General features: G+C 60.5%; 21 protein-coding genes. 4 read left to right on the forward strand and 17 right to left on the reverse strand.

Annotated elements, in window-relative coordinates:
• Both ACIP66_RS20320 and ACIP66_RS20325 read left to right on the forward strand, forming a co-directional pair.
• Positions 1 to 804: a hypothetical protein gene (locus tag ACIP66_RS20320; RefSeq protein ID WP_159811642.1), complete on the forward strand. Its 804-nt coding sequence runs from the start codon at positions 1 to 3 to the stop codon at positions 802 to 804.
• Positions 805 to 1,332: 528 nt separating this feature from the next.
• Complete coding sequence (locus tag ACIP66_RS20325) at positions 1,333 to 1,770, forward strand: hypothetical protein (protein ID WP_053116670.1); 438 nt, start codon at positions 1,333 to 1,335, stop codon at positions 1,768 to 1,770.
• Positions 1,771 to 1,846: 76 nt separating this feature from the next.
• Here the strand turns inward: ACIP66_RS20325 and ACIP66_RS20330 are convergent, their stop codons facing one another.
• The gene (locus ACIP66_RS20330; protein ID WP_053116669.1) at positions 1,847 to 2,743 is read right to left on the reverse strand and encodes a LysR family transcriptional regulator; all 897 of its coding nucleotides are present in this window, start codon (positions 2,741 to 2,743) and stop codon (positions 1,847 to 1,849) included.
• A 118-nt stretch (positions 2,744 to 2,861) separates the two neighbouring features.
• On the opposite strand from ACIP66_RS20330, the gene ACIP66_RS20335 reads away from it, so the two are divergent.
• On the forward strand, positions 2,862 to 4,136 hold the full coding sequence (locus ACIP66_RS20335) for an MFS transporter (protein WP_053116668.1): 1,275 nt from the start codon (positions 2,862 to 2,864) through the stop codon (positions 4,134 to 4,136).
• On the opposite strand, the gene gspM is transcribed toward ACIP66_RS20335, so the two are convergent.
• From gspM to gbpA, 13 genes are all read right to left on the reverse strand, one after another.
• A complete protein-coding gene (gene gspM, locus ACIP66_RS20340; RefSeq protein ID WP_400650356.1) occupies positions 4,129 to 4,575 on the reverse strand; it encodes a type II secretion system protein GspM in 447 nt (148 codons plus the stop codon). The genes ACIP66_RS20335 and gspM overlap by 8 nt on opposite strands.
• Complete coding sequence (gene gspL, locus ACIP66_RS20345) at positions 4,572 to 5,666, reverse strand: type II secretion system protein GspL (RefSeq protein WP_400650357.1); 1,095 nt, start codon at positions 5,664 to 5,666, stop codon at positions 4,572 to 4,574. Before gspL ends, gspM begins: the two co-directional genes overlap by 4 nt.
• A complete protein-coding gene (locus ACIP66_RS20350; protein WP_400650360.1) occupies positions 5,663 to 6,511 on the reverse strand; it encodes a type II secretion system protein GspK in 849 nt (282 codons plus the stop codon). The genes gspL and ACIP66_RS20350 overlap by 4 nt, the downstream gene beginning before the upstream one ends.
• On the reverse strand, positions 6,508 to 6,999 hold the full coding sequence (locus ACIP66_RS20355; protein WP_400650363.1) for a prepilin-type N-terminal cleavage/methylation domain-containing protein: 492 nt from the start codon (positions 6,997 to 6,999) through the stop codon (positions 6,508 to 6,510). Before ACIP66_RS20355 ends, ACIP66_RS20350 begins: the two co-directional genes overlap by 4 nt.
• Positions 6,992 to 7,375 (reverse strand): type II secretion system minor pseudopilin GspI, encoded by a 384-nt coding sequence (gene gspI, locus ACIP66_RS20360; RefSeq protein ID WP_400650366.1) that lies wholly within the window; start codon positions 7,373 to 7,375, stop codon positions 6,992 to 6,994. Before gspI ends, ACIP66_RS20355 begins: the two co-directional genes overlap by 8 nt.
• Positions 7,368 to 7,835: a type II secretion system minor pseudopilin GspH gene (gene gspH / locus ACIP66_RS20365; protein ID WP_400650368.1), complete on the reverse strand. Its 468-nt coding sequence runs from the start codon at positions 7,833 to 7,835 to the stop codon at positions 7,368 to 7,370. Before gspH ends, gspI begins: the two co-directional genes overlap by 8 nt.
• Positions 7,835 to 8,293 carry a type II secretion system major pseudopilin GspG gene (gene gspG / locus ACIP66_RS20370; protein WP_159811634.1) on the reverse strand — a complete coding sequence of 153 codons (459 nt, stop codon included), beginning with the start codon at positions 8,291 to 8,293 and terminating at the stop codon, positions 7,835 to 7,837. Before gspG ends, gspH begins: the two co-directional genes overlap by 1 nt.
• Positions 8,294 to 8,296: 3 nt before the next feature.
• The gene (gene gspF / locus ACIP66_RS20375) at positions 8,297 to 9,496 is read right to left on the reverse strand and encodes a type II secretion system inner membrane protein GspF (protein WP_400650370.1); all 1,200 of its coding nucleotides are present in this window, start codon (positions 9,494 to 9,496) and stop codon (positions 8,297 to 8,299) included.
• A 3-nt stretch (positions 9,497 to 9,499) separates the two neighbouring features.
• Positions 9,500 to 10,966, reverse strand: coding sequence for a type II secretion system ATPase GspE (gspE, locus tag ACIP66_RS20380; RefSeq protein ID WP_400650373.1), 1,467 nt, complete (start codon positions 10,964 to 10,966; stop codon positions 9,500 to 9,502).
• The gene (gene gspD / locus ACIP66_RS20385) at positions 10,963 to 12,852 is read right to left on the reverse strand and encodes a type II secretion system secretin GspD (protein ID WP_400650375.1); all 1,890 of its coding nucleotides are present in this window, start codon (positions 12,850 to 12,852) and stop codon (positions 10,963 to 10,965) included. The genes gspE and gspD overlap by 4 nt, the downstream gene beginning before the upstream one ends.
• 8 nt (positions 12,853 to 12,860) lie before the next feature.
• The gene (locus tag ACIP66_RS20390) at positions 12,861 to 13,361 is read right to left on the reverse strand and encodes a type II secretion system protein N (RefSeq protein WP_400650377.1); all 501 of its coding nucleotides are present in this window, start codon (positions 13,359 to 13,361) and stop codon (positions 12,861 to 12,863) included.
• 7 nt (positions 13,362 to 13,368) lie between these two features.
• A complete protein-coding gene (locus tag ACIP66_RS20395; RefSeq protein ID WP_400650380.1) occupies positions 13,369 to 13,917 on the reverse strand; it encodes a cytochrome b/b6 domain-containing protein in 549 nt (182 codons plus the stop codon).
• Between the two features lie 74 nt (positions 13,918 to 13,991).
• Positions 13,992 to 15,458, reverse strand: a complete 1,467-nt coding sequence (gbpA, locus tag ACIP66_RS20400) for an N-acetylglucosamine-binding protein GbpA (protein WP_400650383.1) — start codon at positions 15,456 to 15,458, stop codon at positions 13,992 to 13,994.
• Here gbpA and ACIP66_RS20405 point away from each other — a divergent pair.
• Positions 15,388 to 15,624 (forward strand): hypothetical protein, encoded by a 237-nt coding sequence (locus ACIP66_RS20405; RefSeq protein WP_400650389.1) that lies wholly within the window; start codon positions 15,388 to 15,390, stop codon positions 15,622 to 15,624. The two genes, gbpA and ACIP66_RS20405, sit on opposite strands and share 71 nt — an antisense overlap.
• Positions 15,625 to 15,798: 174 nt before the next feature.
• On the opposite strand, the gene hemE is transcribed toward ACIP66_RS20405, so the two are convergent.
• The 3 genes from hemE to gltB all read right to left on the reverse strand — a co-directional run.
• A complete protein-coding gene (gene hemE / locus ACIP66_RS20410) occupies positions 15,799 to 16,866 on the reverse strand; it encodes a uroporphyrinogen decarboxylase (RefSeq protein ID WP_053116656.1) in 1,068 nt (355 codons plus the stop codon).
• Positions 16,867 to 17,208: 342 nt separating this feature from the next.
• Entirely contained in the window at positions 17,209 to 18,627 is a 1,419-nt protein-coding gene (locus tag ACIP66_RS20415) for an FAD-dependent oxidoreductase (protein WP_039757038.1), read from the reverse strand.
• Between the two features lie 124 nt (positions 18,628 to 18,751).
• Positions 18,752 to 22,696: glutamate synthase large subunit (gene gltB, locus ACIP66_RS20420; RefSeq protein WP_400650386.1), on the reverse strand; the 3,945-nt coding region annotated here is incomplete at its 5' end.

The following is a 22,696-nucleotide window of genomic DNA, read 5'->3' on the forward strand; positions in this document are numbered from 1 at the left end:
ATGACTCAGTTTCACCGCATCGCCGCACTGCTGGCCCTGGCCTTTGTGCTCGGCGGTTGCACCAGCAAACCGGTGTACAACGCTAAAGAAGAGTTTTCGCCGAACCTCGGTTTCACCCAGCAACAGATGAGCCGCGCCATTGTCACCGCGCTGAACGATCGTCAGTGGGTCGTGCAATCGGTGCGCCCGGGCATGATCAAAGCGGCGATCACCGTACGCGGTCGCCATCACGCCGAAGTCGATATCCCGTTCACCCCGACCTCGTTCGAAATCGACTACCGCAGCAGCTACGGCCTCGATGCCAAGGACGGCAAGATCCACGGCAACTACAACCGCTGGGTCAACCGGCTGCGCGACAACGTGCTCAAAGAGCTGTCGATCAACCCGGACATCGAAGCGGTCAACAATCTCGGCATCATCAAACAAGGCGCTGACGAACCGACCTACCTGAGCTTCCGTGAAGGCGTCAAACGCGCCACCGACGCCGGCCTGCTCGACGGCAGCGTGAAGTTCTACCTGGCCGGCGAAACCCTGCCCAAGCAAGTGCGAAAACTCGACACCGTGAGCAGCAGCCGCAAAACCAACGGCTCAAACAAATCCGACGAAGACGCCTGCTTCTGGGCCCTGCAATCGGCACTGGCCACCCTGCAGAACGCCGCGAAAAAAGCCGACGCCAACGCGGTGATCAACATCGCCAGCGTGGATCAGCGGGATCTGTACAAAGACACCGAGAAGTTTCAGTGCCGTGCGGGGATGGTGGTGTCGAGCGTGGCGTTGAGGGGTGACCTTGCTCACGTCGACTGACTGAGTGGCACAGTGGCTGAACGGCTGGGTGGCTGAATGAATGCAATCCTGTGGCGAGGGGATTTAGCGAAACGTCGCACCGCCCCGATGGGTCGCGTAGCGGCCCCAAAACCTGATGACTCAGAGCATCAGACGTACCGAGTTCTCTGGTTTTACGACGGCTGCGCCGCCGGACGGGGATAAATCCCCTCGCCACAGGGGTGCACTTTCACAAACAGGTGGACTACCTCGATGGCTGGTTGCCCAGAGAAAGTCCTTGAGTCTCACTCGACTGTGGCGAGGGAGCTTGCTCCCGCTCGGCTGCGCAGCAGTCGCAAAACCTGCTGACGCGGACTAACTGAAAAACCGCGAGCGCAGGATTCAGCGCCACTTCGTGCCCCAGCGGGAGCAAGCTCCCTCGCCACAGGGGGCACAGCGCTCCTTCTGCATCTACACTCGTTCTCGCAGGCCTTCGCATCGCGCCTGCCAGAACGGCGGGCCCGGTTGATCGAGCACTCGCGGTTCTCTTTCATCGTCAAGGAGATGACCATGCAAGTGAAAGCCATGATCGCCGCCGCGCTTTTTGGCCTGCTGCCCAGCGCCAGCCATGCCACCAACCTCATGTACATGCCATTCGAAACCGTGCTTTCGGACGCGATTCGCGCCGGGCGGCTGGATGGCAGTGTGAAGTTTTATCTGGTCGGCAACGGGCCGCAGGGCACTCAGCAGTTGCTGCGCCGGGGTGTGGTCAGTGATTTGAGCACCAACGGTTTCAACAAGAGTGATCACGATTCCTGCGAGTGGGTGTTGCAGTCGAATCTGATCAAGCTGCAGGCCGATGCCAAGCGGGTCGGGGCGAATGCGGTGACCAATATCGTCAGTTATTACGACCAGCATGTGCGCAAGGATTTGAATACGTACGAGTGCCGGGCCGGGATTTTTGTGACGCGGGTGGCATTGAAGGGGGATTTGGTGCGGTTGCCTTAACGGCAAGATCAAAAGATCGCAGCCTTCGGCAGCTCCTACATAGATCGAGGTAGGAGCTGCCGAAGGCTGCGATCTTTTAAGCGGACTCAACCTTACGCGTCAGCAGTTCAACAAACGCCTTGGCCATCGGCGACTTCTGATCCTTGCGCTGCACCAGCCACACCGCCGTCACCGCTTCCGGATCGAGCAACGGCCGATAGACCACGCCGTCAATGCGCATGCGCTGGTACGACGCCGGCATCACCGACACGCCCAACCCCGCCGCCACCAGGCCGATGATGGTCATCGCCTCCCCCGCCTCTTGCGCAAAGTGCGGGCTGAACCCCGCGTCACGCGCCAGGCTCAATAACTGCGCATATAGACCACTGCCGTAACTGCGCGGAAAGAATACGAATGGCTCATGCGCCAACGCCGCGAGAAACAAACCCTCCTCCGAGCCCTGCGCCAGCGGATGTTTCGAGCTGAGCACCGCGACCAACGGTTCGCGCATCAACTCGACCACGCTCAGCGAGTCCGGCAATCCGAGCGGGCGCATGATGCCGACTTCAATCGACTCATCGACCAACGCATCGGCAACCATCGTGCTGCTCATCTCGCGCAGGTTCAGGTGCACTGCCGGAAAACGCTGCCGAAAGGAAAAGATCGCCTGCGGAATCGTCGAGTTGAACGGTGCCGACGAGGTGAAGCCAATCTTCAATTCGCCCAGTTCACCGAGTTGTGCACGTCGGGCAACATCCGCAGCCTTATCGACCTGCGCCAGCACCAACCGCGCCTCTTCGAGAAACAATCTCCCAGCCTCACTCAGCTCGACCCGACGATTGGTACGTTCGAACAGCCGCGCGCCGACTTCCTGTTCCAGCGCCTGAATCTGCTGACTCAGCGGCGGCTGCGAGATGCCCAACACCTGTGCGGCGCGGCCAAAGTGCAGTTCTTCGGCGACGGCGATGAAGTAGCGCAGATGACGCAATTCCATGAAAACCCCATTAGGTCGTAAAAGCTATCAAACAGGTCGAACAATATATTGGATAGAAACATTAGCCAGCTATATGATTTTTTCATTGCCTGCCTGGCTGTGCCCTCCGAGGTCTGAAGTGAAAACTGCTGTCGCGCCCCTTGCCCATGAAGTTCCGCCTGCTGCAGCCGACGATGTCGTCGCCGAGCTGCAAGAGATCTACATCGAAAAAGGCACGCCGATGTTCATGCGCACGGTGCTGGCGTTGTTCAGTGGCGGTTTCGCGACCTTTGCGCTGTTGTATTGCGTGCAGCCGATGATGCCGCTGCTGTCCCACGAATATTCGATCAACGCCGCGCAGAGCAGCCTGATCCTCTCGGTCGCCACCGGCATGCTCGCCATCGGTCTGCTGATCACCGGGCCGATTTCTGATCGGGTCGGACGCAAACCGGTGATGGTGACTGCGCTTTTCGCCGCAGCGATTTGCACCATGGCCAGTGCAATGATGCCGAGTTGGGAAGGCGTGCTGATCATGCGCGCACTGATCGGCCTGTCGCTGAGCGGTTTGGCCGCCGTTGCGATGACTTATCTGAGCGAAGAGATTCACCCGCAGCACATCGGCCTGGCGATGGGTTTGTACATCGGCGGCAACGCGATAGGCGGGATGAGCGGGCGCTTGATCACCGGCGTGTTGATCGACTTCGTCAGCTGGCACACGGCGATGCTGGTGATCGGCGGTCTGGCGATGATTGCCGCAGCGGTGTTCTGGAAGATTCTTCCGGAGTCGCGCAATTTCCGTTCACGTTCGCTGCACCCGCGCAGTCTGCTCGACGGCTTCACCATGCATTTTCGCGATGCCGGTTTGCCGCTGCTGTTTCTCGAAGCGTTCGTGTTGATGGGCGCGTTTGTCACGCTGTTCAACTACATCGGTTATCGCTTGCTGGCGGCGCCGTACAACCTTGATCAAGTCTTTGTGGGTTTGCTCTCGGTGGTGTACCTGTCGGGCATTTACAGCTCGGCGAAAATCGGTTCGCTGGCCGACAAACTTGGCCGCCGCAAAGTGCTCTGGGCGACCATTGCGCTGATGTTCGTCGGCCTCGCACTGACCCTGTTCACGCCGTTGCCTCTGGTGATTGTCGGCATGCTGATTTTCACTTTCGGTTTCTTCGGTGCGCACTCGGTGGCCAGCAGCTGGATCGGCCGCCGCGCGCTCAAAGCCAAAGGCCAGGCGTCGTCGCTGTACCTGTTCAGCTACTACGCCGGCTCGAGTATCGCCGGCACCGCAGGCGGGGTGTTCTGGCACCTTGGTGGCTGGAACGGCATCGGTTTATTCATCGGCGCGTTGTTGCTGGTCGCACTGTTGGTGGCATTGAAACTGGCGAAACTGCCGCCCCTGAATGGCGCGACTATCTGAGCTGTAGCCGCGCTTCCAGCAGATTGTCGCGCGGCTCCAGGCTCAGCGATTGCAGTACCACGCCGTCACGTTCAAGCCTGTCCAGCCAGAGCAACAATGGCTCGGGCGGGCCGCTAAGGGTCAGACGGATCTGCTCGTTATCGCTGTCCATTTGCTGCACCTCAAGCCCGGTCGAGTTGAGGCTTTCGCTGATCCTTAACGACAACGGCTGAGTCGCGTCGAACGCCGAACTGCTTGGTGGCTGAGTGCGATCCAGTTGAATTGCAAAAGCCTGTTGCTGACGATGTTGGCGCTCGAGCGCTTCCAGCCGTTCCACGCTCGGTTGCCACAACCATGAGAACACCGCACCACCGAGCAACCCCGCCATCAGCAGCAGGATCAACCCACGCTCACGGCGCGACAAATGCCGCCAACGCTGAACGTAATCATCAGACTTCATACGCCCGCCTCCCACGTCAGTGTCGCCGTCACCCGATCACCTATCTTGCTCGCGCCTTCGACTTTTATCGCCAGACCTTGCTGACGCCCGCGTTCACGCAACTGCTCAAGCTCGGCAAAACTGTTGGCTGTCAGTTGCACTTTCCAGCCATCGACCTCGGCAAAATCGATGCGCTTGACCTCGACCTGACTCGCGCCAATCACCTGCTCGATCAACCTGACCAGCGCCGCAACCTGAGTGTCGCGAGACTGCGCTGGCAAACCCTGAATCGCCCGCATCTGCACGGTCAGATCGACGATTTGCCCGTGCTGTGGATACAGCGTTTTGAAGCGCTGTTCATTGTGCTCGGCGAGACGCCGGTTTTCGCCGTCAAGGAAACGGAACCGCGTTTCGCTGGCGCCTACGCCCAGCAACAAAAAGGTCAGCAGCACCGCCGCCAGCGAACGCCATGGCAACGGCGAATGCCGTGGCGCAAACTCACCATGACGCAGATTGATCGCTTGTCGAAAACCTTCCGCCAGCAATGCCTGTTCATCCGGCTCATCGACCCAAATCATGTCCTCGGGCAACACGCCTTTCAGCGCGGCCAAACCCTCGTCCGTGACTGCAAGCCGCGCCGGCAACGACCCGCCCAGCAACCAGCGTCCGAACCAGCGGATGCCGATCGGCTGATCCGGGGGCAACAAGTCGGCATCGACAAACACCGAGCGCACTTGCAGACCACTTTCACCGAGCAGCGACAACACGGCGGCCAGGCGCTCACGAGCGATGACCATCAGCGGGTAACGTCGCTCGGCGTCCGCTTTACCAACGCTCAAATGCACAGTGTCGAGCGCTTCGCCAAGCTGTTCCTCCACAGCAAATGCCAGCGCCTGCGCGGCGGGCGCACGGCGCCCGGGCCAGGGTTCGCTGCGCAGCCAGCTGCAGGATTCGATGGGCAGCAGCAGGTCGATTTTTTGTCCGCGCAGTACTTGTGCGGCTTGATGCAGCGGCATCGATTGACGTTCGCCGGTGTGCGACCACAGGCAACATGGCCAGTCAGACGACAGGTCTGCAAGCCCTTCGGCGGTCAGGTAAAGCCAGTTTTTCATTGCGTTATCTCGAGGCCGCGGGAGGAAAGTAAACGACGTTGCAGGACTTTCAGCTGGGCGGTTTTTACGACGAACTCGACGTCAGTGCTCAGCGTCAACACATGCTGCTCTTGCACCACGCGCACGCTGATGCGATGCCAGCGACTGTCGACGCCCAGTCCATGAGTATTGATTCCAGCCTCAGCGATTAACGGGTCGGCGCTGAAGGCCTGAACGCTGTGCCATGAGGTTGTCGAACGCTGGTGAACGAGGGCGTCAGTTATGTCCGGTTCGATCTCAAGCACGTGCAGCAACAGCGCCGGTACCGTGTTGATATTCAGCGCTGCATCCGTGGGCAGCAGCGAAACCCATGGTTCTAGGCGTCGTAGCGTTGCCGCATCGAAACCCGGCAGCAGTCGCAATTGGCTCACCTCGGATAACAATCCGACCTGACTGGGTCGCAGCGCGGGCAACTCCAGTAATTCGAGCAACCGCGCCCAGCGCTCAAGCGTCACCACATCAATCTGCCCCTGATGCAGCAATGCATTGAGATTGAAACGCGCCGACAGGTCTTCTATCTGCACCTCGACTTGCGCGTCTTCGCTGCCCAGTTCAGGAGTGATTTGCGGCCAGTCGCGGAGCATCTCGGCGTGGTTCTGTTGTTCAACAAACGCCTTGTGCAAACGCCGTAGCGCCCAGATTTCCCCCTCCATCGCCCACTGACGCAAATGCAAGGTTTGCAGCTGTTGCGCGCTGCTCTGCAAGGCCAGTCGATGACTGCGCAATAGGCCGCTGGTGATCAGCAAAGCGAGGCTCAACACCAGCATCACACTGATCAGCGCCAACCCCTGTTGCCGGTGCTTCATGGCAAGGCTTCCGGCAACAGCAGCACCCGGCGAATGCCTTCATAGCGCCGGGTCGAGAGCTGAAACTCCAACGCAGAAGCATCAATCACGTGCCAGCGCAGATCGACGACTTCCTCCAGCAACTTCTGCCGCTGCACGGTCAGCGAGCCCTCGGCACGGCTCTCGCGCCACAACACGTCGCCGAGCAAGCGATACGTCAGCTCCTGACGTTCGCTGCGCGGTTGATCCAGCGGATTGCGCCAGTTACTGCGCTGCACGCTCAGTTGCCCGGCATTCAACACCACCCGCTGTTCGGTGATGTGCAGCAGATCGCGCTCGATCACCGCCACCGCCCGTTGCAGACTTCTGAAAGCGCGCTCATGACTCGCCGTCGCCTGTTGCACGCGCACCACGCTGTCGAACAGGCGCCAACTGGCAAGACCGAGTACGGCAAAAATCGCCATCGCGATCACCAGTTCCAGCAGGGTGAAACCACGCTGGCTATTCATGGCGGCCCTGCAACCGTGCAGTTGTGCGATACAACGGTTGATTGCTGTCGGCGAGACTGACTTCCAGCTCCACCGTGAACAGCCCCGATACATCGCCCTCGCGCAGATGCTGACGTAACCGCCATTCGCGGCGATCCATGTGCACGATCTGCTGCTGTTGTCCGGCGACCCACGTGCGTTGCAGGCGCAGTTCGTTCAAATGGTTATCCGCCAGCCACGCGGCAAACAACCGTTGCTCAGCCGCGCCGCTCTCTTGCACCACGTAGCGGCTTGCCGACAATATCGCCGCTGCGAGTACGGCAAAAACCGCCAGCGCAACCATGACTTCCAGCAACGTGAAACCTCGTATGCGCTTGATCAGCAGTCGTTCACTCATCAAGCGAGACCTCGCTCAAACCGTCCGAAGACAAACCCGCCCAAACTCGCTCGCGGCTTGCCAACTGCAAAGTAAACGCGCTGATTTCATCGCTGCTCAGAATCAACAATTGCGGCCTTTCTGCGCTGCTCGCCAAGCGCACCGGCAGGCCCTCCACGGCAAGTCGCGGATACAATTCCGGCGGCCATATTTGCAAAGCCATTAAAGGCGACCAACCCCGCTCGCCAAGCTGCAGAACGCGATAACCCTCCTGGCTAAACCCCACACCAAACTCGCGCCCTTCCAGCACCGCCCGTTCGCGAAACTGCTCGATCACCCGCGCAATCCGGCTCGCCTCCTGCCGGGCCACTTGCGCCGGATTGCTGCCGCCCACCAGGCTGACCAAACCCAGCAGCACGCCGATCAGCACCATGACCACCATCAATTCCAGCAAGGTGAAACCCCGGCAGCGCTGGCGCATCAATCGATGGCCCAGTTGCCGATATCGGCAGCGTGGCCGTCACCGCCGCTGACGCCATCGGAACCCAGCGAATACAAGTCATAACCGCCGCCCACCGCACGGGTGCCGGGGTTGAGGTATTGATACGGCGTGCCCCACGGATCGCGCGCCAGACTTTTCAGATAACCGGCCGGATTCCAGTTGCGCGCCGCCGGGGTGCCGCTCGGGCGTTTCACCAACGCTTCCAGCCCCTGCTGCGTGGTCGGATACCGCGCGTTGTCGAGGCGATACATCTCCAGCGCCGTGGCGATCGCCTGAATGTCGATCTTCGCCGCGGTGGTTTTCGCCTGATCCGGCCGGCTCATGAATTGCGGCACAACAATCGCGCCGAGGATGCCGATGATCACCACCACAACCATGATTTCGATCAGGGTGAAACCGCGCTGCGCGGTCGCTGTTTTTCTGTGCAAAAGAGCCATGGATCAATTCACCAATTGGTTGAGACTGAGGATCGGAAGGAGGATGGCGAGGACAATCAGCAACACCACCGCGCCCATCACCAGCAGCATCGCCGGCTCGAACAAACTCACCATCAAGGCGACGCGCGCAGCTAGGCTGGCTTCCTGTTGTTCGGCGGCGCGGGCGAGCATGGCGTCGAGCTCGCCGGCGCGTTCACCGCTGGCGATCATGTGCAGCATCATCGGCGGGATATCGCCACTGCGTTCCAGGCTGCGGGTCAGCGTCGAGCCTTCGCGCACCGAGCGGGCGACCTCACTCATGCGTGCGCGGATGGTTTGGTTGCCGATGACAGCGGCGGCGATTTCCAGCGCATCGACCAAGGGCACGGCGCTCTTGCCGAGGATCGCCAGAGTGCTGGCGAATCGCGCCGCTTCCATGGCGCGCAGAAGCGTGCCGATCAGCGGAATATTCAACGCCAGCGCATGCCAGCGCAGTCGCCAGAGCGGTTGCCGCAAACTCCAGCGCCAGCCACTAAACAGCGCCAATGTGCCGCCAAGAAACACCAGACCGAACTGACGTACACCGTCGCTGAGGCTGATCAATGCGCGGGTCAGCCAAGGCAACGGCTGGCCGCTGTCGACGAAAATGTTCACCACGTCCGGCACCACGTAGCCGAGCAGAAAACCAACGATGGCCACGCTGGCGAACATCAGAATCGACGGATAGATCAGCGCCATCTGAATCTTTTGTCGCGATGCCTGCCGCGCCTGGGTGTAAGCGGCCAGTTGCTCCAGCACATGACCGAGATGGCCCGAACGCTCACCCGCCGCTACCGTGGCGCGGAACAATTCGGGAAATGCCGCAGGAAACTGGCTTAACGCGACGGCCAGTGCATGGCCTTCCATGACTCGACCACGCACCGCCCACAACAACCCGGCAACACGCCGCTTGCTGGTTTGTCGGGCGACCACTTCCAGCGCTTCTTCCAGCGGCAAACCGGCCTGCACCAGCGTCGACAGATGCAACGTCAGCAGCGCCAGATCACTAGCGCTCAAACGGCCGGCACGCCTCGCACCCTGTTCACCGCGCAGTTCTTTGAGTTGAAACGGCCACAGTCCTCGCTCTCGCAACAGCTGCCGCGCGTGCCTTGGGTTTTCGGCTTCGAGCCGGCCTCGGCAGCGGTGGCCCTGAGCGTTTTCGGCGCGGTAATCGAAGGTCGGCATCGGTCAGTCCTCCTGCGTCACGCGCAGCCACTCATCGACGCTGGTCACGCCATCGAGCACGCGTTGCCGACCGGCCTCAAACAGACTGCGCGAATCCTTGCGCGTGGCGTCGATCAGTTCGCGCTCGCTGGCACCTCGATGAATCAGCGCTGCCACCGGTTCGCTGATGCTGATCAATTCATAGATGCCGATGCGTCCGCGATAACCGTGTTGGCAATGCTCACAGCCCTGCGGCCGAAACAACGCCACGGTCTGCGTGGGTTGCAAATCCAGACGCAGGCGAGTCTCGTCATCAGCGAAATACGGCGCCTTGCAATGCACACACAACGTGCGCAACAAGCGTTGCGCAAGCACACCAACCAACGACGAGGCCAGCAAGTACGCATCCACGCCCATGTCGACCAGCCGCGTCACCGCGCCGACCGCGCTGTTGGTGTGCAACGTCGACAGCACCAGATGTCCGGTCAACGAAGCCTGCACAGCGATTTGCGCGGTCTCGCGATCACGGATTTCACCGACCATCACCACGTCCGGATCCTGCCGCAGAATCGCCCGCAAACCGCGGGCGAAAGTCATCTCGACTTTCGCATTGACCGGCATCTGGCCGATCCCCGGCAGGTGATATTCGATCGGATCCTCGACCGTGAGAATGTTGCGTGACGGATCGTTCAGGCTGCTCAACGCCGCATACAAACTGGTGGTTTTGCCCGAGCCGGTCGGCCCGGTTACCAGCAAAATCCCGTGAGGTCTGCCGAGCAATTTTTGCAGGACGGCAAGGGTGTCGTCCGGCAGGCCCAGACGATGCAGTTCGAGGCGTCCGGCCTGCTTGTCGAGCAAGCGCAGCACCACCCGTTCGCCGTGCGCCGAGGGCAGTGTCGAGACGCGCACATCGACTTCGTGCCCGGCCAGACGCAGTGCAATCCGGCCGTCCTGCGGCACGCGTTTTTCGGCGATGTCGAGCCGCGCCATGACTTTGATCCGCGACACCAGCAACGTCGCCAGTTCGCGTCTGGGCCTGAGCATCTCGCGCAACTGACCGTCGACGCGCATGCGCACCGACAGGTATTGCTCGAAGGTTTCCAGATGGACGTCCGAAGCCTGCGCGCGCACCGCCTCGCTGAGCAGCGCGTTGATCAGGCGGATCACCGGCGCATCACCTTGTTGTTCGAGCAGGTCGGCGGTTTGCGGCACCTGCTCGGCGAGGCTGAGCAGATCCAGTTCATCGTCCAGCCCCTGCGCGACCTGTTGCGCGGCGCTCTGACCTTCGCGATAAGTCGCGGCCAGACGCGCGGCAAAAGGCTCTGGCTCAAGCACCTCGATTGACAGTTCGCGAGCACATAAGCGACGCACTTCGGCCAGCGCGGTCAGCGACGTGTCGGCACGAATGAGCAGACGCGAGCCCGCAGCGTCCAGCAGCACGCCAAACCGCCGGGCGAAACCGAACGGCAGGATTTCCAGCGGAGCACTCATGGCGCCACCGTCGCGGGCTCAAACAAATGCCGCGCCTCAGCCGGCAGCAACAGCGAGTTGCTCTCCCCGGCCTTGGGCTGACTTAGGTCGCGCAAGGTGTCGTAACGCTGCTGGCTGATCCCCGAGAGATCTTCGCGGCTGCGCACGATGGTCGGGCGCAGGAATACCATCAGATTGCTTTTGGTCTGGGTGTCGCGGCTCCAGCGAAACAGCGCGCCGAGATAGGGAATGTCGCGCAGCAGCGGCACACCGCTTTTCTGCGTGCGCACGCTGTCGCGGATCAGCCCGCCAATCACAATGATTTCGCCATCGTCGGCGAGAATCGTGCTTTTCAGCGCGCGCTTGTTGGTGATCAGATCCGAGGAATCGATGCCCGACACTGAAGGCGCGATGTCCGAGACTTCCTGCTCGACTTCCAGACGCAGGGTCGAGCCTTCGTTGATGTAAGGTTTGATCTTCAGGCTGATGCCGACGTCCTTGCGCTCGACCGTGGTGAACGGGTTATCCGCCCCGCTGCTGTTGGTCGAGTAGGAGCCGGTCTTGAACGGCACGTTCTGCCCGACGATGATTTCCGCTTGCTGATTGTCGAGGGTCAGCAGGCTCGGCGTGGACAGCAGATTGCTCCGCGTATTGCTCGCCAGCGCCGAAATCAACGCGCCGAAACGGTCGCCGCCCAACTGCAGAATCGCGCCGTCGGGCGCCGATTTTTTCTCGTCGAACTTCAAGCCACCGACGATGGGAATGTCGGTGCCGGGAAAGTTGATAAAGCCCTTCGCGTCGCCCGTACTCAAGCCCCACTGCACGCCCACGGCATCGGCGATGTCGCCGGAGATTTCGACAATGGCGGCGTGGATCAGCACTTGCGCGCGCGGCTGATCGAGCTCGCGGACGATGTTCTCGATGGTTCTGACCTGAGCCGGATCGGCGATCAGCACCAGCGCATTCTGACTTTCGTCGGCCTTGAGCATGAACGGCGTTGCGGCGGACGCTTCTTTGCCGCTGCCAGATGTGGGTTGTTTGCGATTCTGGCCCATGCTTTCCAGCACCTGCGCGAGTTGCTTGGCATCGCTGTGGCGCAAACGGATGACCCGCGCGGTGTCGAGACTGGCGGTGGCCGGCACGTCGAGTTGGCGAATCAGCTCGGTCAAACGCTGGCGCACGGCGAGCGGGCCGATGACGATCAAGCGATTGGATCTGACGTCGGCCAGCACTTGAATCAGCGAGTCGACATTGCGCTTGCCCAGCGAGGATTCGATCACCGTGGCGACGTCGCTGGCCTGGGCAAAACGCAGCGCTACCACAGCGTGCTGATCTTGCTGCCCGCCGTCGAGTTGGCGCACCACTTGGGCGATGCGTTTGACGTTGGCGCCGGTGTCGGTGATCACCAAGGCATTGGCCGAAACGGACGGGCCTAGGTAGCCGTTGGCCGACACCAACGGGCGAATCAGCGCAGACAGATCGGCGGCGCTGCTGGTGTTCAGTTCGATGACTTGGGTGATGAATTGCGCGGGGGTGGCGCGCTCGCTGGCCGATTGACCGGCACGGGTTTTCACGTCTGCCACGGGAGTGATGAGGATGCGGTCGCCCTCATCGATCACCGTGAAGTTGTGCGCGTCCAGCACCGAGTAGAACAAGCGCCGCACGCCCTCACGATCCAGCGCCTGACGGGACATGACGGTGACGCGTCCCGACACACGCGGGTCGAGCACCACGGTGGTGCCGAGGATCGCCGAGATCTCTTCGACGATGTCGCGCAGTTCGGCCTGATTCATCGCCAACTGCCAGCGCTGTTCCTCGGCGTACGCAGGGCGATTGAGGAGCGGCGTCGCCAGCACGGCGCAAACCAACAAGGTGCGCAGAGCGTGCGCGCCGTTCAAGTTGTTCATCAATGAGATCACTCTGACTGCCCGTTCAGCGGGCGAAGAAAACGTGCGGAAATGTCTGCGGCGGGTGCATCGACGGACGCAGGCGAGTGCTTGAGGAATACGCTGGCAGAGGGCGCGAGAAGCAATGATTCCTCCCGCCCCTTGTTCCACAGCACCACGTGTTGTGCCTCGACTCGACGCAATACGCTGCCGCCCGGCAAGTCGTCGCCAACCCGATATAACCGCGCACCTTGCGCAGCGCTTATCAGGGCTTTCGACAGGCCACTGTCGACGGCGAACGTCGCTTGCAGGGTCAGCGATTCGGCGCTTGGTCGAAGTGCGCTGGGCGCGGCGAGCCCGAACACCGTTGCCACTGCGGCGGTGTTCAAAGGTGCAGGTGCCGTCGGCATAGGCACAGCGACCGGCGCGGGAAGACGTTGCGCACTGCGAAACGCCCACTCCTGCCAAGCGAGAAACGCTGCACAGGCGAACGGCAGCGCCCACAGTCCCAACAGCAAAAAAAATCTCACCGGCGGTTCATCCGATACGCCCACAGGCCTGGCGAACGCGCGAGCGCCACGACATGCGTCGCAGCACGCGGTAACCGCGCAGCTCGTGCAGAATCACCGCGCCAATGTGCATCGCTACCAGCACTGCCAACGCGGTGCAGGCCCAGATGTGCAGCACGAAAAAGCCGTCTGTCAGCGCCACATCGCTCAGCGGCTGCGGGAATTCGAACAGGCCGAACACAGGGATCGGTCGATCCATCATCAGCACCCCGCTCACCAGCACCACTGCCACCAGCAAATAGATCAGCCGATGGACAAACATCGCGAGCATTTTTGCCGAGGAAAACTGCGCCATGCGCTCATGTCGCAGGTGGCTGACAAACACCACCAGCCGCCAGCAGAACACCGGGATGAACAGCGTGGTCAGCGACACATTGACGCCGGCCACCCACTGTTTGGTGTCATTGGCCACATTGACGTTGGCCACATAAAACCCGGTGACCAGCGTCCACAGAATCACCGCCGCCGACACCCAGTGCAGCAGCATTTGTTGCTTGGAATAAATTGAAAGCGTCATTCGAATCGCCCCTGAAAATCATCAGCGGTCAGACGACCTCGGTGGTCGTCTGACGCAATTACACGGGACGAGCCTTAGAGCTTGTTCCACGCCGCATGCGAGTGCTCGCCGACGCCCGGTTCGAAACCGTTCGCCTCAGGCTTGTACTGCTTGCAATAGCCGGATGCCGGGAACGGCTTGCACTCGAAGACCTCGTTGGTTTTCGGTTGCAGCACCTTGGTGCCGGCGGTGTAGTCGCTGAGACCTTCCGGGAACAGGAAGTCGTAATCGGCACCGGCGCCTTCACCGGTGACGTTGACAGGCTGGGTGTCCTGACGGGTGGTGCGGCCATCCAGCGTGGTGCCAACCAGGGTCAGCGTGTGCGGGCCGGGGTTGCTGCGGATGTCCATGGCCAGCCAGGTTGCACCGCTGTCCGCTTGCGCGGTGGTGGTGCCGACCAGCCTGTTCTGCTCGTTGAACAGGTTGGCTTCGACGTTCATTTTGCGGTTCGACATCAGGCTGAAATCGACTTTGGTTTTACCTTTGTCGAGCACGTATTCGGCTTGTTGCGAGGCCACCGACAGACGCGCGGCGGCGTCTTCTTTCATCAGCAGTTGCACTTCGTAGCGGACAACGCCGCTGTCTTTTTGTGCGTACAGCGTGTTGCTGCCGCGAATCGCTTCGATGTTGCCGTTTTCATCACGAACGCCGGCGCGGATCAGGGTCTGCGACTGGTTGATCTGCTCGGCGAGTTTGAACGACCAGTTTTGCGGCTCGGCGTCTTCAGCGTTGTCGATCGAGATTTCGACGCTGTAAGGCGCGCTCTCACCCTCTGCGGTAAAGGCGCGGGCCTTGACCTTGTCGCCGGTCAGCAGTGGCGTCGATGGTGCGATGGCGCCGACGGACGACCAGCCACCTGGCAGGGACGGCTCGGCAATGATGTTTACGTCGAGGACATTGTGGAAGGCCATTTTGGTATCACTGACGCCCCAGATCGCGAGGATCACGTGCTGACCGTTTTTGTCTTCCGGGATACTGCAGCGATGCCTGGTGCCTGGCACAGGCATCTGAAAATCACCCGCGACCTCGCAAAAAGGCGTGCTCTCGAACGAAGTGCGTTTCAACGCTTCATTCGGGTTCCAGCCGTTACGGGTAATGAAATATTGGTGGTATTCAACCGGGTGTGGCGCTTCGTAATGCCACTGGAAATCCAGCGTGCGCTCTTTGATGTCGGTCAGCTGCCAGCGTGTCGCGGACTGCACGTCCAGAGCAGTGAACAGTTCATTGCCACCGCTAGCGATCCTGCCATCTACCGGCCCTTGGCCCTTGTCACCACCCACACCGGCCGGGAAACCCTGAAAGGTTTCGCCAACACTTTGTGGCTCGTATTGCGCACCACCACAACCGGTGTTTACTCCCTTCTGGCACAGCAACGCGCGCGATGGCGGCACCTCTACATAACCATGAGCTACTGCGCCCGAAGAACCCAGCATGGCCGACAGTAAAATCAACGAAGAAGTGCATGTCGCCAATGCACTCCTTTTAAAATTTGGTTTTTTCATTGTTATTCCAGGCTCATATCAAATAAGCGAGCCTGGCATCGCGCCAGGCTCTAATACGGTGCTCGACCCCATGCCGAACACACGCCTGAAACCTTACGTGGATAGGGAAAACTTCTATGTAGGAGTAATCACCGGGTGTAGCAGGAATAGTCGCCACGGAAACTAATCCGACAACTAAAGAAAGAATTCTTACAACAGGAAACTATTCATCCTCACCCTCAAGAGCCCCTCACCCAAGCTCCCTCCGAAGGGATAAGAGAATGATTGAGTGACATTACACGCATAAAAAAACCTGCCCCGCATGACACGGGGCAGGTTTTTTTGTACAGACGTTGCAGCGTTATTCGTGGTACTGCGCCGACAACTCATGCACCGCACGCAGGAAAGCGCCGGCGTGTTCCGGATCGACTTCCGGGGTGATGCCATGGCCGAGGTTGAACACGTGACCGCTGCCCTTGCCGTAGCTGGCCAGAATACGTCCGACTTCGGTGCGGATCGCTTCCGGTTTTGCGTAAAGCACGGTCGGATCCATGTTGCCTTGCAGGGCAACCTTGTCGCCAACGCGGGCGCGGGCGTTGCCGATGTCGCACGTCCAGTCCAGGCCCAGTGCGTCAGCACCTGCGTCGGCGATGCTTTCCAGCCACAGGCCGCCGTTTTTGGTGAAGAGGATCACTGGCACTTTGCGACCGTCGTTTTCGCGGATCAGACCGCTGACGATTTTCTTCATGTAGGCCAGCGAGAATTCCTGATACGCCGCCGCCGACAGGTTACCGCCCCAGGTATCGAAGATCTGCACCGCTTGCGCGCCGGCCATGATCTGGCCGTTGAGGTACGAGGTCACCGATTGCGCCAGTTTATCCAGCAGCAGGTGCATGGCTTGCGGGTTGTCGTAGAGCATCGCTTTGGTCTTGCGGAAGTCTTTCGACGAGCCGCCTTCAACCATGTAGGTCGCCAAAGTCCACGGACTGCCGGAGAAGCCGATCAGCGGCACACGGCCGTTCAATTCGCGACGGATGGTGCTGACCGCGTCCATGACGTAGCCGAGGTCTTTGTGCGGATCAGGGATCGGCAGGGCTTCGATGTCGGCGAGAGTGCTGACGACTTTTTTGAAGCGCGGACCTTCACCGGTCTCGAAGTACAGGCCTTGACCCATGGCATCGGGGATGGTGAGGATGTCGGAAAACAGGATCGCCGCGTCCAGTTGTGGATAGCGGTCGAGCGGTTGCATGGTGACTTCGCAGGCGAACTCCGGATTCATGCACAGGCTCATGAAATCACCGGCCTGGGCGCGGCTGGCGCGGTATTCCGGCAAGTAGCGACCGGCCTGACGCATCATCCACACAGGGGTGACGTCTACGGGTTGCTTGAGCAGGGCGCGGAGGAAACGGTCGTTCTTCAGGGCAGTCATGTCGGCATCCGGAAAAAAAGTGCGGGCATTTTCTCAGAGCGCGACGCAAAAGGCACGGATGCAGGTCAGCCTTTTGTCTATCGGGTCAATTTATTGCGCAATGATCGTTCCCACGCTCTGCGTGGTAATGCCTCCTGTGACGCTCTGCGTCACGCTTTTGGGGACGCAGAGCGCCCCCGGCTGCATTCCCACGCAGAGCGTGGGAACGATCAAATTTGCAGCACCCAAAAACAACTGTAGGAGTGAGCCTGCTCGCGATGGCGGAGTATCAGCCAATGCATCAGGTGACTGATCTACCGCCATCGCGAGCAGGCTCACTCCTACAAGAGATTGCGTTGTTTTTTAGACACCCAGGTAATCAAGGATCCCTTCGGCGGCGTTGCGGCCTTCGAAGATCGCCGTTACCACCAGGTCGGAACCGCGCACCATGTCGCCACCGGCAAAGATTTTCGGGTTGCTGGTCTGGTGCTTGTACTGACCTTGCTCAGGCGCAACGACGCGGCCCTGGCTATCGGTCTGGATCTCGAACTGTTCGAACCACGGCGCCGGGCTCGGGCGGAAGCCGAACGCGATGACCACGGCGTCGGCCGGGATGATCTCTTCGGAACCCGGGATCGGCTCTGGGCTGCGACGGCCGCGGGCGTCCGGTTCGCCGAGACGGGTCTCGACCACTTTGACGCCTTCGACCTTGTCTTCACCGACGATAGCGATCGGCTGGCGGTTGTAGAGGAATTTCACGCCTTCTTCCTTGGCGTTCTTCACCTCTTTGCGCGAGCCGGGCATGTTCGCTTCGTCACGACGATAAGCGCAGGTCACCGATTTGGCGCCCTGACGGATCGACGTGCGGTTGCAGTCCATCGCCGTGTCGCCGCCGCCGAGAACCACGACCTTTTTGCCTTTCATGTCGACGAAATCTTCCGGCGACTTTTCAAAGCCAAGGTTGCGATTGACGTTGGCGATCAGGAAGTCCAGCGCGTCATAAACGCCCGGCAGATCCTCACCGGCAAAACCGCCCTTCATGTAGGTGTAGGTGCCCATGCCCATGAACACCGCATCGTATTCGGCGAGCAGTTGTTCCATGGTCACGTCTTTGCCGACTTCGGTATTCAGACGGAACTCGATGCCCATGCCGGTGAAGACTTCGCGACGATTGCTCAGCACGGTCTTTTCCAGCTTGAACTCGGGGATGCCGAAGGTCAGCAGACCGCCGATTTCCGGGTTCTTGTCGAACACCACCGGGGTCACGCCACCGCGTACCAGCACGTCGGCACACCCCAGACCCGCCGGGCCCGCGCCGATGATCGCGACACGTTTGCCGGTCGGTTTGACCTTGGACATGTCCGGGCGCCAGCCCATGGCGAACGCGGTGTCGGTAATGTACTTCTCGACCGAACCGATGGTCACCGCACCGAAGCCGTCGTTAAGGGTGCAGGCACCCTCGCACAGACGATCCTGCGGACACACCCGGCCACAGACTTCCGGCAGGGTGTTGGTCTGGTGCGACAGCTCGGCGGCCTGAAGGATGTTGCCCTCGGCCACCAGCTTCAGCCAGTTCGGAATGAAGTTGTGCACCGGGCACTTCCATTCGCAATACGGGTTGCCGCAGCCCAGGCAGCGGTGGGCCTGATCGGCCGACTGCTGGGGTTTGAACGGTTCGTAGATTTCGACGAACTCTTTCTTGCGTTGACGCAACAGTTTCTTCTTCGGATCTTTGCGCCCGACATCGATGAATTGAAAGTCGTTACTGAGACGTTCGGCCATCTTCAAAACCTCATAACAGCAGCTTCAAGCTACTAGCTTCAAGCTGCAAGAAAATCACTCTGCAGGCACATCGCGCACTGCTGTTAACTTGCGGCTTGTAACTTGCCGCTTGCAGCTGCGTCTTTTATTGCGGACTCGCACGAGTACTGGAGAGCAGAGATTTCAAACTCGCCGCCTTCGGTTTGACCAGCCAGAAACGGCGCAGATAGTCATCGAGGTTTTCGGCGAGTTCACGACCCCACTCGCTGTCGGTTTCCGCGACGTACTCGTTCAGCACGTTTTGCAGGTGGCTGCGATAGGCTTCCATCGCCTCGCCGCTGATCCGCTGGATTTCCACCAGTTCGTGGTTGACCCGGTCAACGAAGGCGTTGTCCTGATCGAGCACATAGGCGAAACCGCCGGTCATGCCAGAGCCGAAGTTGTAACCGGTCTTGCCCAGAACGCAGACAAAACCACCGGTCATGCCTTTGCCGACGTAGTCGTTGGCATCGCCTTCGAGGTACATGTTCAGACCGCCGGCGTTCCACACACCGAAGCTCTGACCGGCAGTGCCTTTGAAGCGGAAGGTGATCGGCGCTTTCGCCATGCCCTGGTTGCCGTGCTTGCGCGCGATTTCGCCGGAGATCCGCGCGCCGATCGAACGGTCGCAGTTGCAGATATCCAGATCAAATTCGGCGCCGCTCATGTCGTTGATCGCCGACGAGGCCATCTCGACCATTTTCTCGGCCAGCAGGCCTTTGTCGAACGGCGGGTTGCGCTCAACGCCGGTGGCGCAGTTGTTCAGGTGGCAGATACGCAGGTATTTGCAGCCCAGCGCGATCATTGGCGCAGTACCGAAGCCGAAGCTTTCAGCGCCGAGGATGGCTGCCTTGATCACGTCGAGGCCGGTTTTCAGGCCGCCGTCGGTCTGCACCCGGACTTTGCCGCGCAGGTCGTTGCCGCGCAGAGTCTGGTGGGTTTCGGCGAGGCCGAGTTCCCACGGTGCGCCGGCGTATTTGATCGAAGTCAGCGGCGAAGCACCGGTGCCGCCGTCGTAGCCGGAGATGGTGATCAAGTCCGCATAGGCCTTGGCCACACCGGCGGCGATGGTGCCGACGCCTGCTTCAGCTACCAGTTTCACCGAAACCAGTGCCTTCGGGTTGACTTGCTTGAGGTCGAAAATCAGCTGCGACAAGTCTTCGATCGAGTAGATGTCGTGGTGCGGCGGCGGCGAAATCAGGGTCACGCCCGGCACTGCGTAACGCAGCTTGGCGATCAGTCCGTTCACTTTACCGCCCGGCAGTTGCCCGCCCTCGCCCGGCTTGGCGCCTTGCGCGACTTTGATCTGCAACACTTCGGCGTTGACCAGGTATTCCGGGGTTACGCCGAAACGACCCGTCGCGACCTGCTTGATTTTCGAGCTCTTGATGGTGCCGTAACGCGCCGGATCTTCACCACCTTCACCGGAGTTGGAACGCGCACCGAGGCGGTTCATGGCTTCGGCCAAGGCTTCGTGAGCTTCCGGCGACAAGGCGCCCAGCGAGATACCGGCGGAGTCGAAGCGCTTGAGCACCGATTCCAGCGGCTCGATTTCACTGATATCCAGCGGCGTGTCGAGCGTCTTGACCTTGAACAGGTCGCGGATCATCGACACCGGACGGTTGTCCACCAGCGAGGTGTATTCCTTGAACTTGGCGTAGTCGCCCTGCTGCACGGCGGCTTGCAGGGTGTTGACCACGTCCGGGTTGTACGCGTGATATTCGCCACCGTGGACGAACTTCAGCAGACCGCCCTGCTGGATCGGCTTGCGCGGACTCCAGGCTTCGCTGGCGAGTGCTTTCTGCTCGGCTTCGATGTCGACAAAACGCGCACCCTTGATGCGGCTCGGCACGCCACGGAAGCTCAGGTCGCAAACTTCTTCGGACAGGCCGATCGCTTCGAACAATTGTGCTCCGCGGTAGGAGGCGATGGTCGAGATACCCATCTTCGAGAGGATCTTCAGCAGACCTTTGGTGATGCCTTTGCGGTAGTTCTTGAACACCTCATAGAGGTCGCCCAGCACTTCACCGGTACGGATCAGGTCGCCCAGCACTTCGTACGCGAGGAACGGATAGACCGCCGAGGCGCCGAAACCGATCAGCACCGCAAAGTGATGCGGGTCACGGGCGGTCGCGGTTTCAACAAGGATGTTGGAATCGCAACGCAGGCCTTTTTCGGTCAGGCGGTGGTGCACCGCACCGGTCGCCAGCGAAGCATGGATCGGCAGCTTGCCCGGGGCGATATGGCGGTCGCTCAGGACGATCTGGGTACGACCGTCGCGCACAGCTTCTTCAGCCTGATCGGCAACGTTGCGGATCGCCGCTTCGAGGCCAACGCTTTCGTCGTAGTTGAGGTCGATGATCGCCCGTTCGAAACCCGGACGGTCGAGGTTCATCAGTGAGCGCCACTTGGCCGGCGAGATCACCGGCGAGCTGAGGATCACGCGCGAGGCGTGTTCCGGCGACTCCTGGAAAATGTTGCGCTCGGCACCGAGGCAGATTTCCAGCGACATCACGATCGCTTCACGCAGCGGGTCGATCGGCGGGTTGGTAACCTGCGCGAACTGCTGACGGAAATAGTCGTACGGCGTGCGCACGCGCTGCGAGAGCACGGCCATCGGCGTGTCGTCGCCCATCGAGCCCACGGCTTCGTAGCCTTGCTCGCCGAGCGGACGCAGAACCTGATCGCGCTCTTCGAACGTGACCTGATACATCTTCATGTATTGCTTGAGCTGATCGACGTCGTAAAACGCCGAACCGTGATCGTTGTCTTCCATGGTCGCCTGGATGCGCAGAGCGTTCTTGCGCAGCCATTGCTTGTACGGATGACGGGACTTCAGACGGTTGTCGATCGCGTCGGTGTCGAGGATCTGCCCGGTTTCGGTGTCCACGGCGAAGATCTGGCCAGGGCCGACACGGCCCTTGGCAATCACATCTTCAGGCTTGTAGTCCCACACGCCGATTTCCGACGCGAGGGTGATGAAACCGTTGGTGGTGGTGACCCAACGCGCCGGGCGCAGACCGTTACGGTCGAGCAGGCACACCGCGTAACGACCGTCGGTCATTACCACGCCGGCCGGGCCGTCCCACGGCTCCATGTGCATCGAGTTGTACTCGTAGAACGCACGCAGATCCGGATCCATGGTTTCAACGTTCTGCCACGCCGGCGGAATAATCATTCGCACGCCACGGAACAGGTCGATGCCACCGGTGACCATCAGTTCGAGCATGTTGTCCATGCTGGAAGAGTCGGAACCGACACGGTTAACCAGCGGGCCGAGTTCTTCCAGATCCATCAGATCGTTGGTGAACTTGGTGCGCCGGGCCTGCGCCCAGTTGCGGTTACCGGTGATGGTGTTGATCTCGCCGTTGTGGGCGAGGAAGCGGAATGGCTGAGCCAGCGGCCATTTCGGCAGGGTGTTGGTGGAGAAGCGCTGGTGGAACACGCAGATCGCGGTTTGCAGGCGCTCGTCACTCAGGTCTGGATAAAACGCGGCCAGATCGGCCGGCATCATCAGGCCTTTATAGATGATGGTTTTGTGCGAAAAGCTGCAGATGTAGTGGTCGGAGTCGACGGCGTTGGACACCGACGAACGACGACGCGCACTGAACAGCTTCACGGCCATGTCCTGATCGCTCAGGCCTTCGCCGCCGATGTACATCTGCTCGATCTGCGGCAGGCGTTCAAGGGCCAGGCGGCCGAGGACGCTGGTGTCGATGGGCACTTTGCGCCAGCCGATCAACTGCAGGCCTTCAGCGAGGATCTCGCGGTTCATGTTTTCGCGAGCGGCTTCGGCCTTGGCCGGATCCTGGTTGAAGAAGACCATGCCCACCGCATATTGCTTGGGCAGCTCGACGCTGAAGGTTTCCTGGGCAATGGCTCGCAGGAACGCGTCAGGCTTCTGAATCAGCAGACCGCAACCGTCACCGGTCTTGCCGTCGGCATTAATCCCACCGCGGTGGGTCATGCAGGTCAGGGCCTCGATGGGCGTGTGCAAACGGGTATGACTGGGCTCGCCCTGCATATGGGCTCTCAGGCCGACACCGCAGGT

The organism is Pseudomonas sp. NPDC088429 (assembly GCF_044753305.1).
GTDB lineage: Bacteria > Pseudomonadota > Gammaproteobacteria > Pseudomonadales > Pseudomonadaceae > Aquipseudomonas > Aquipseudomonas rustica.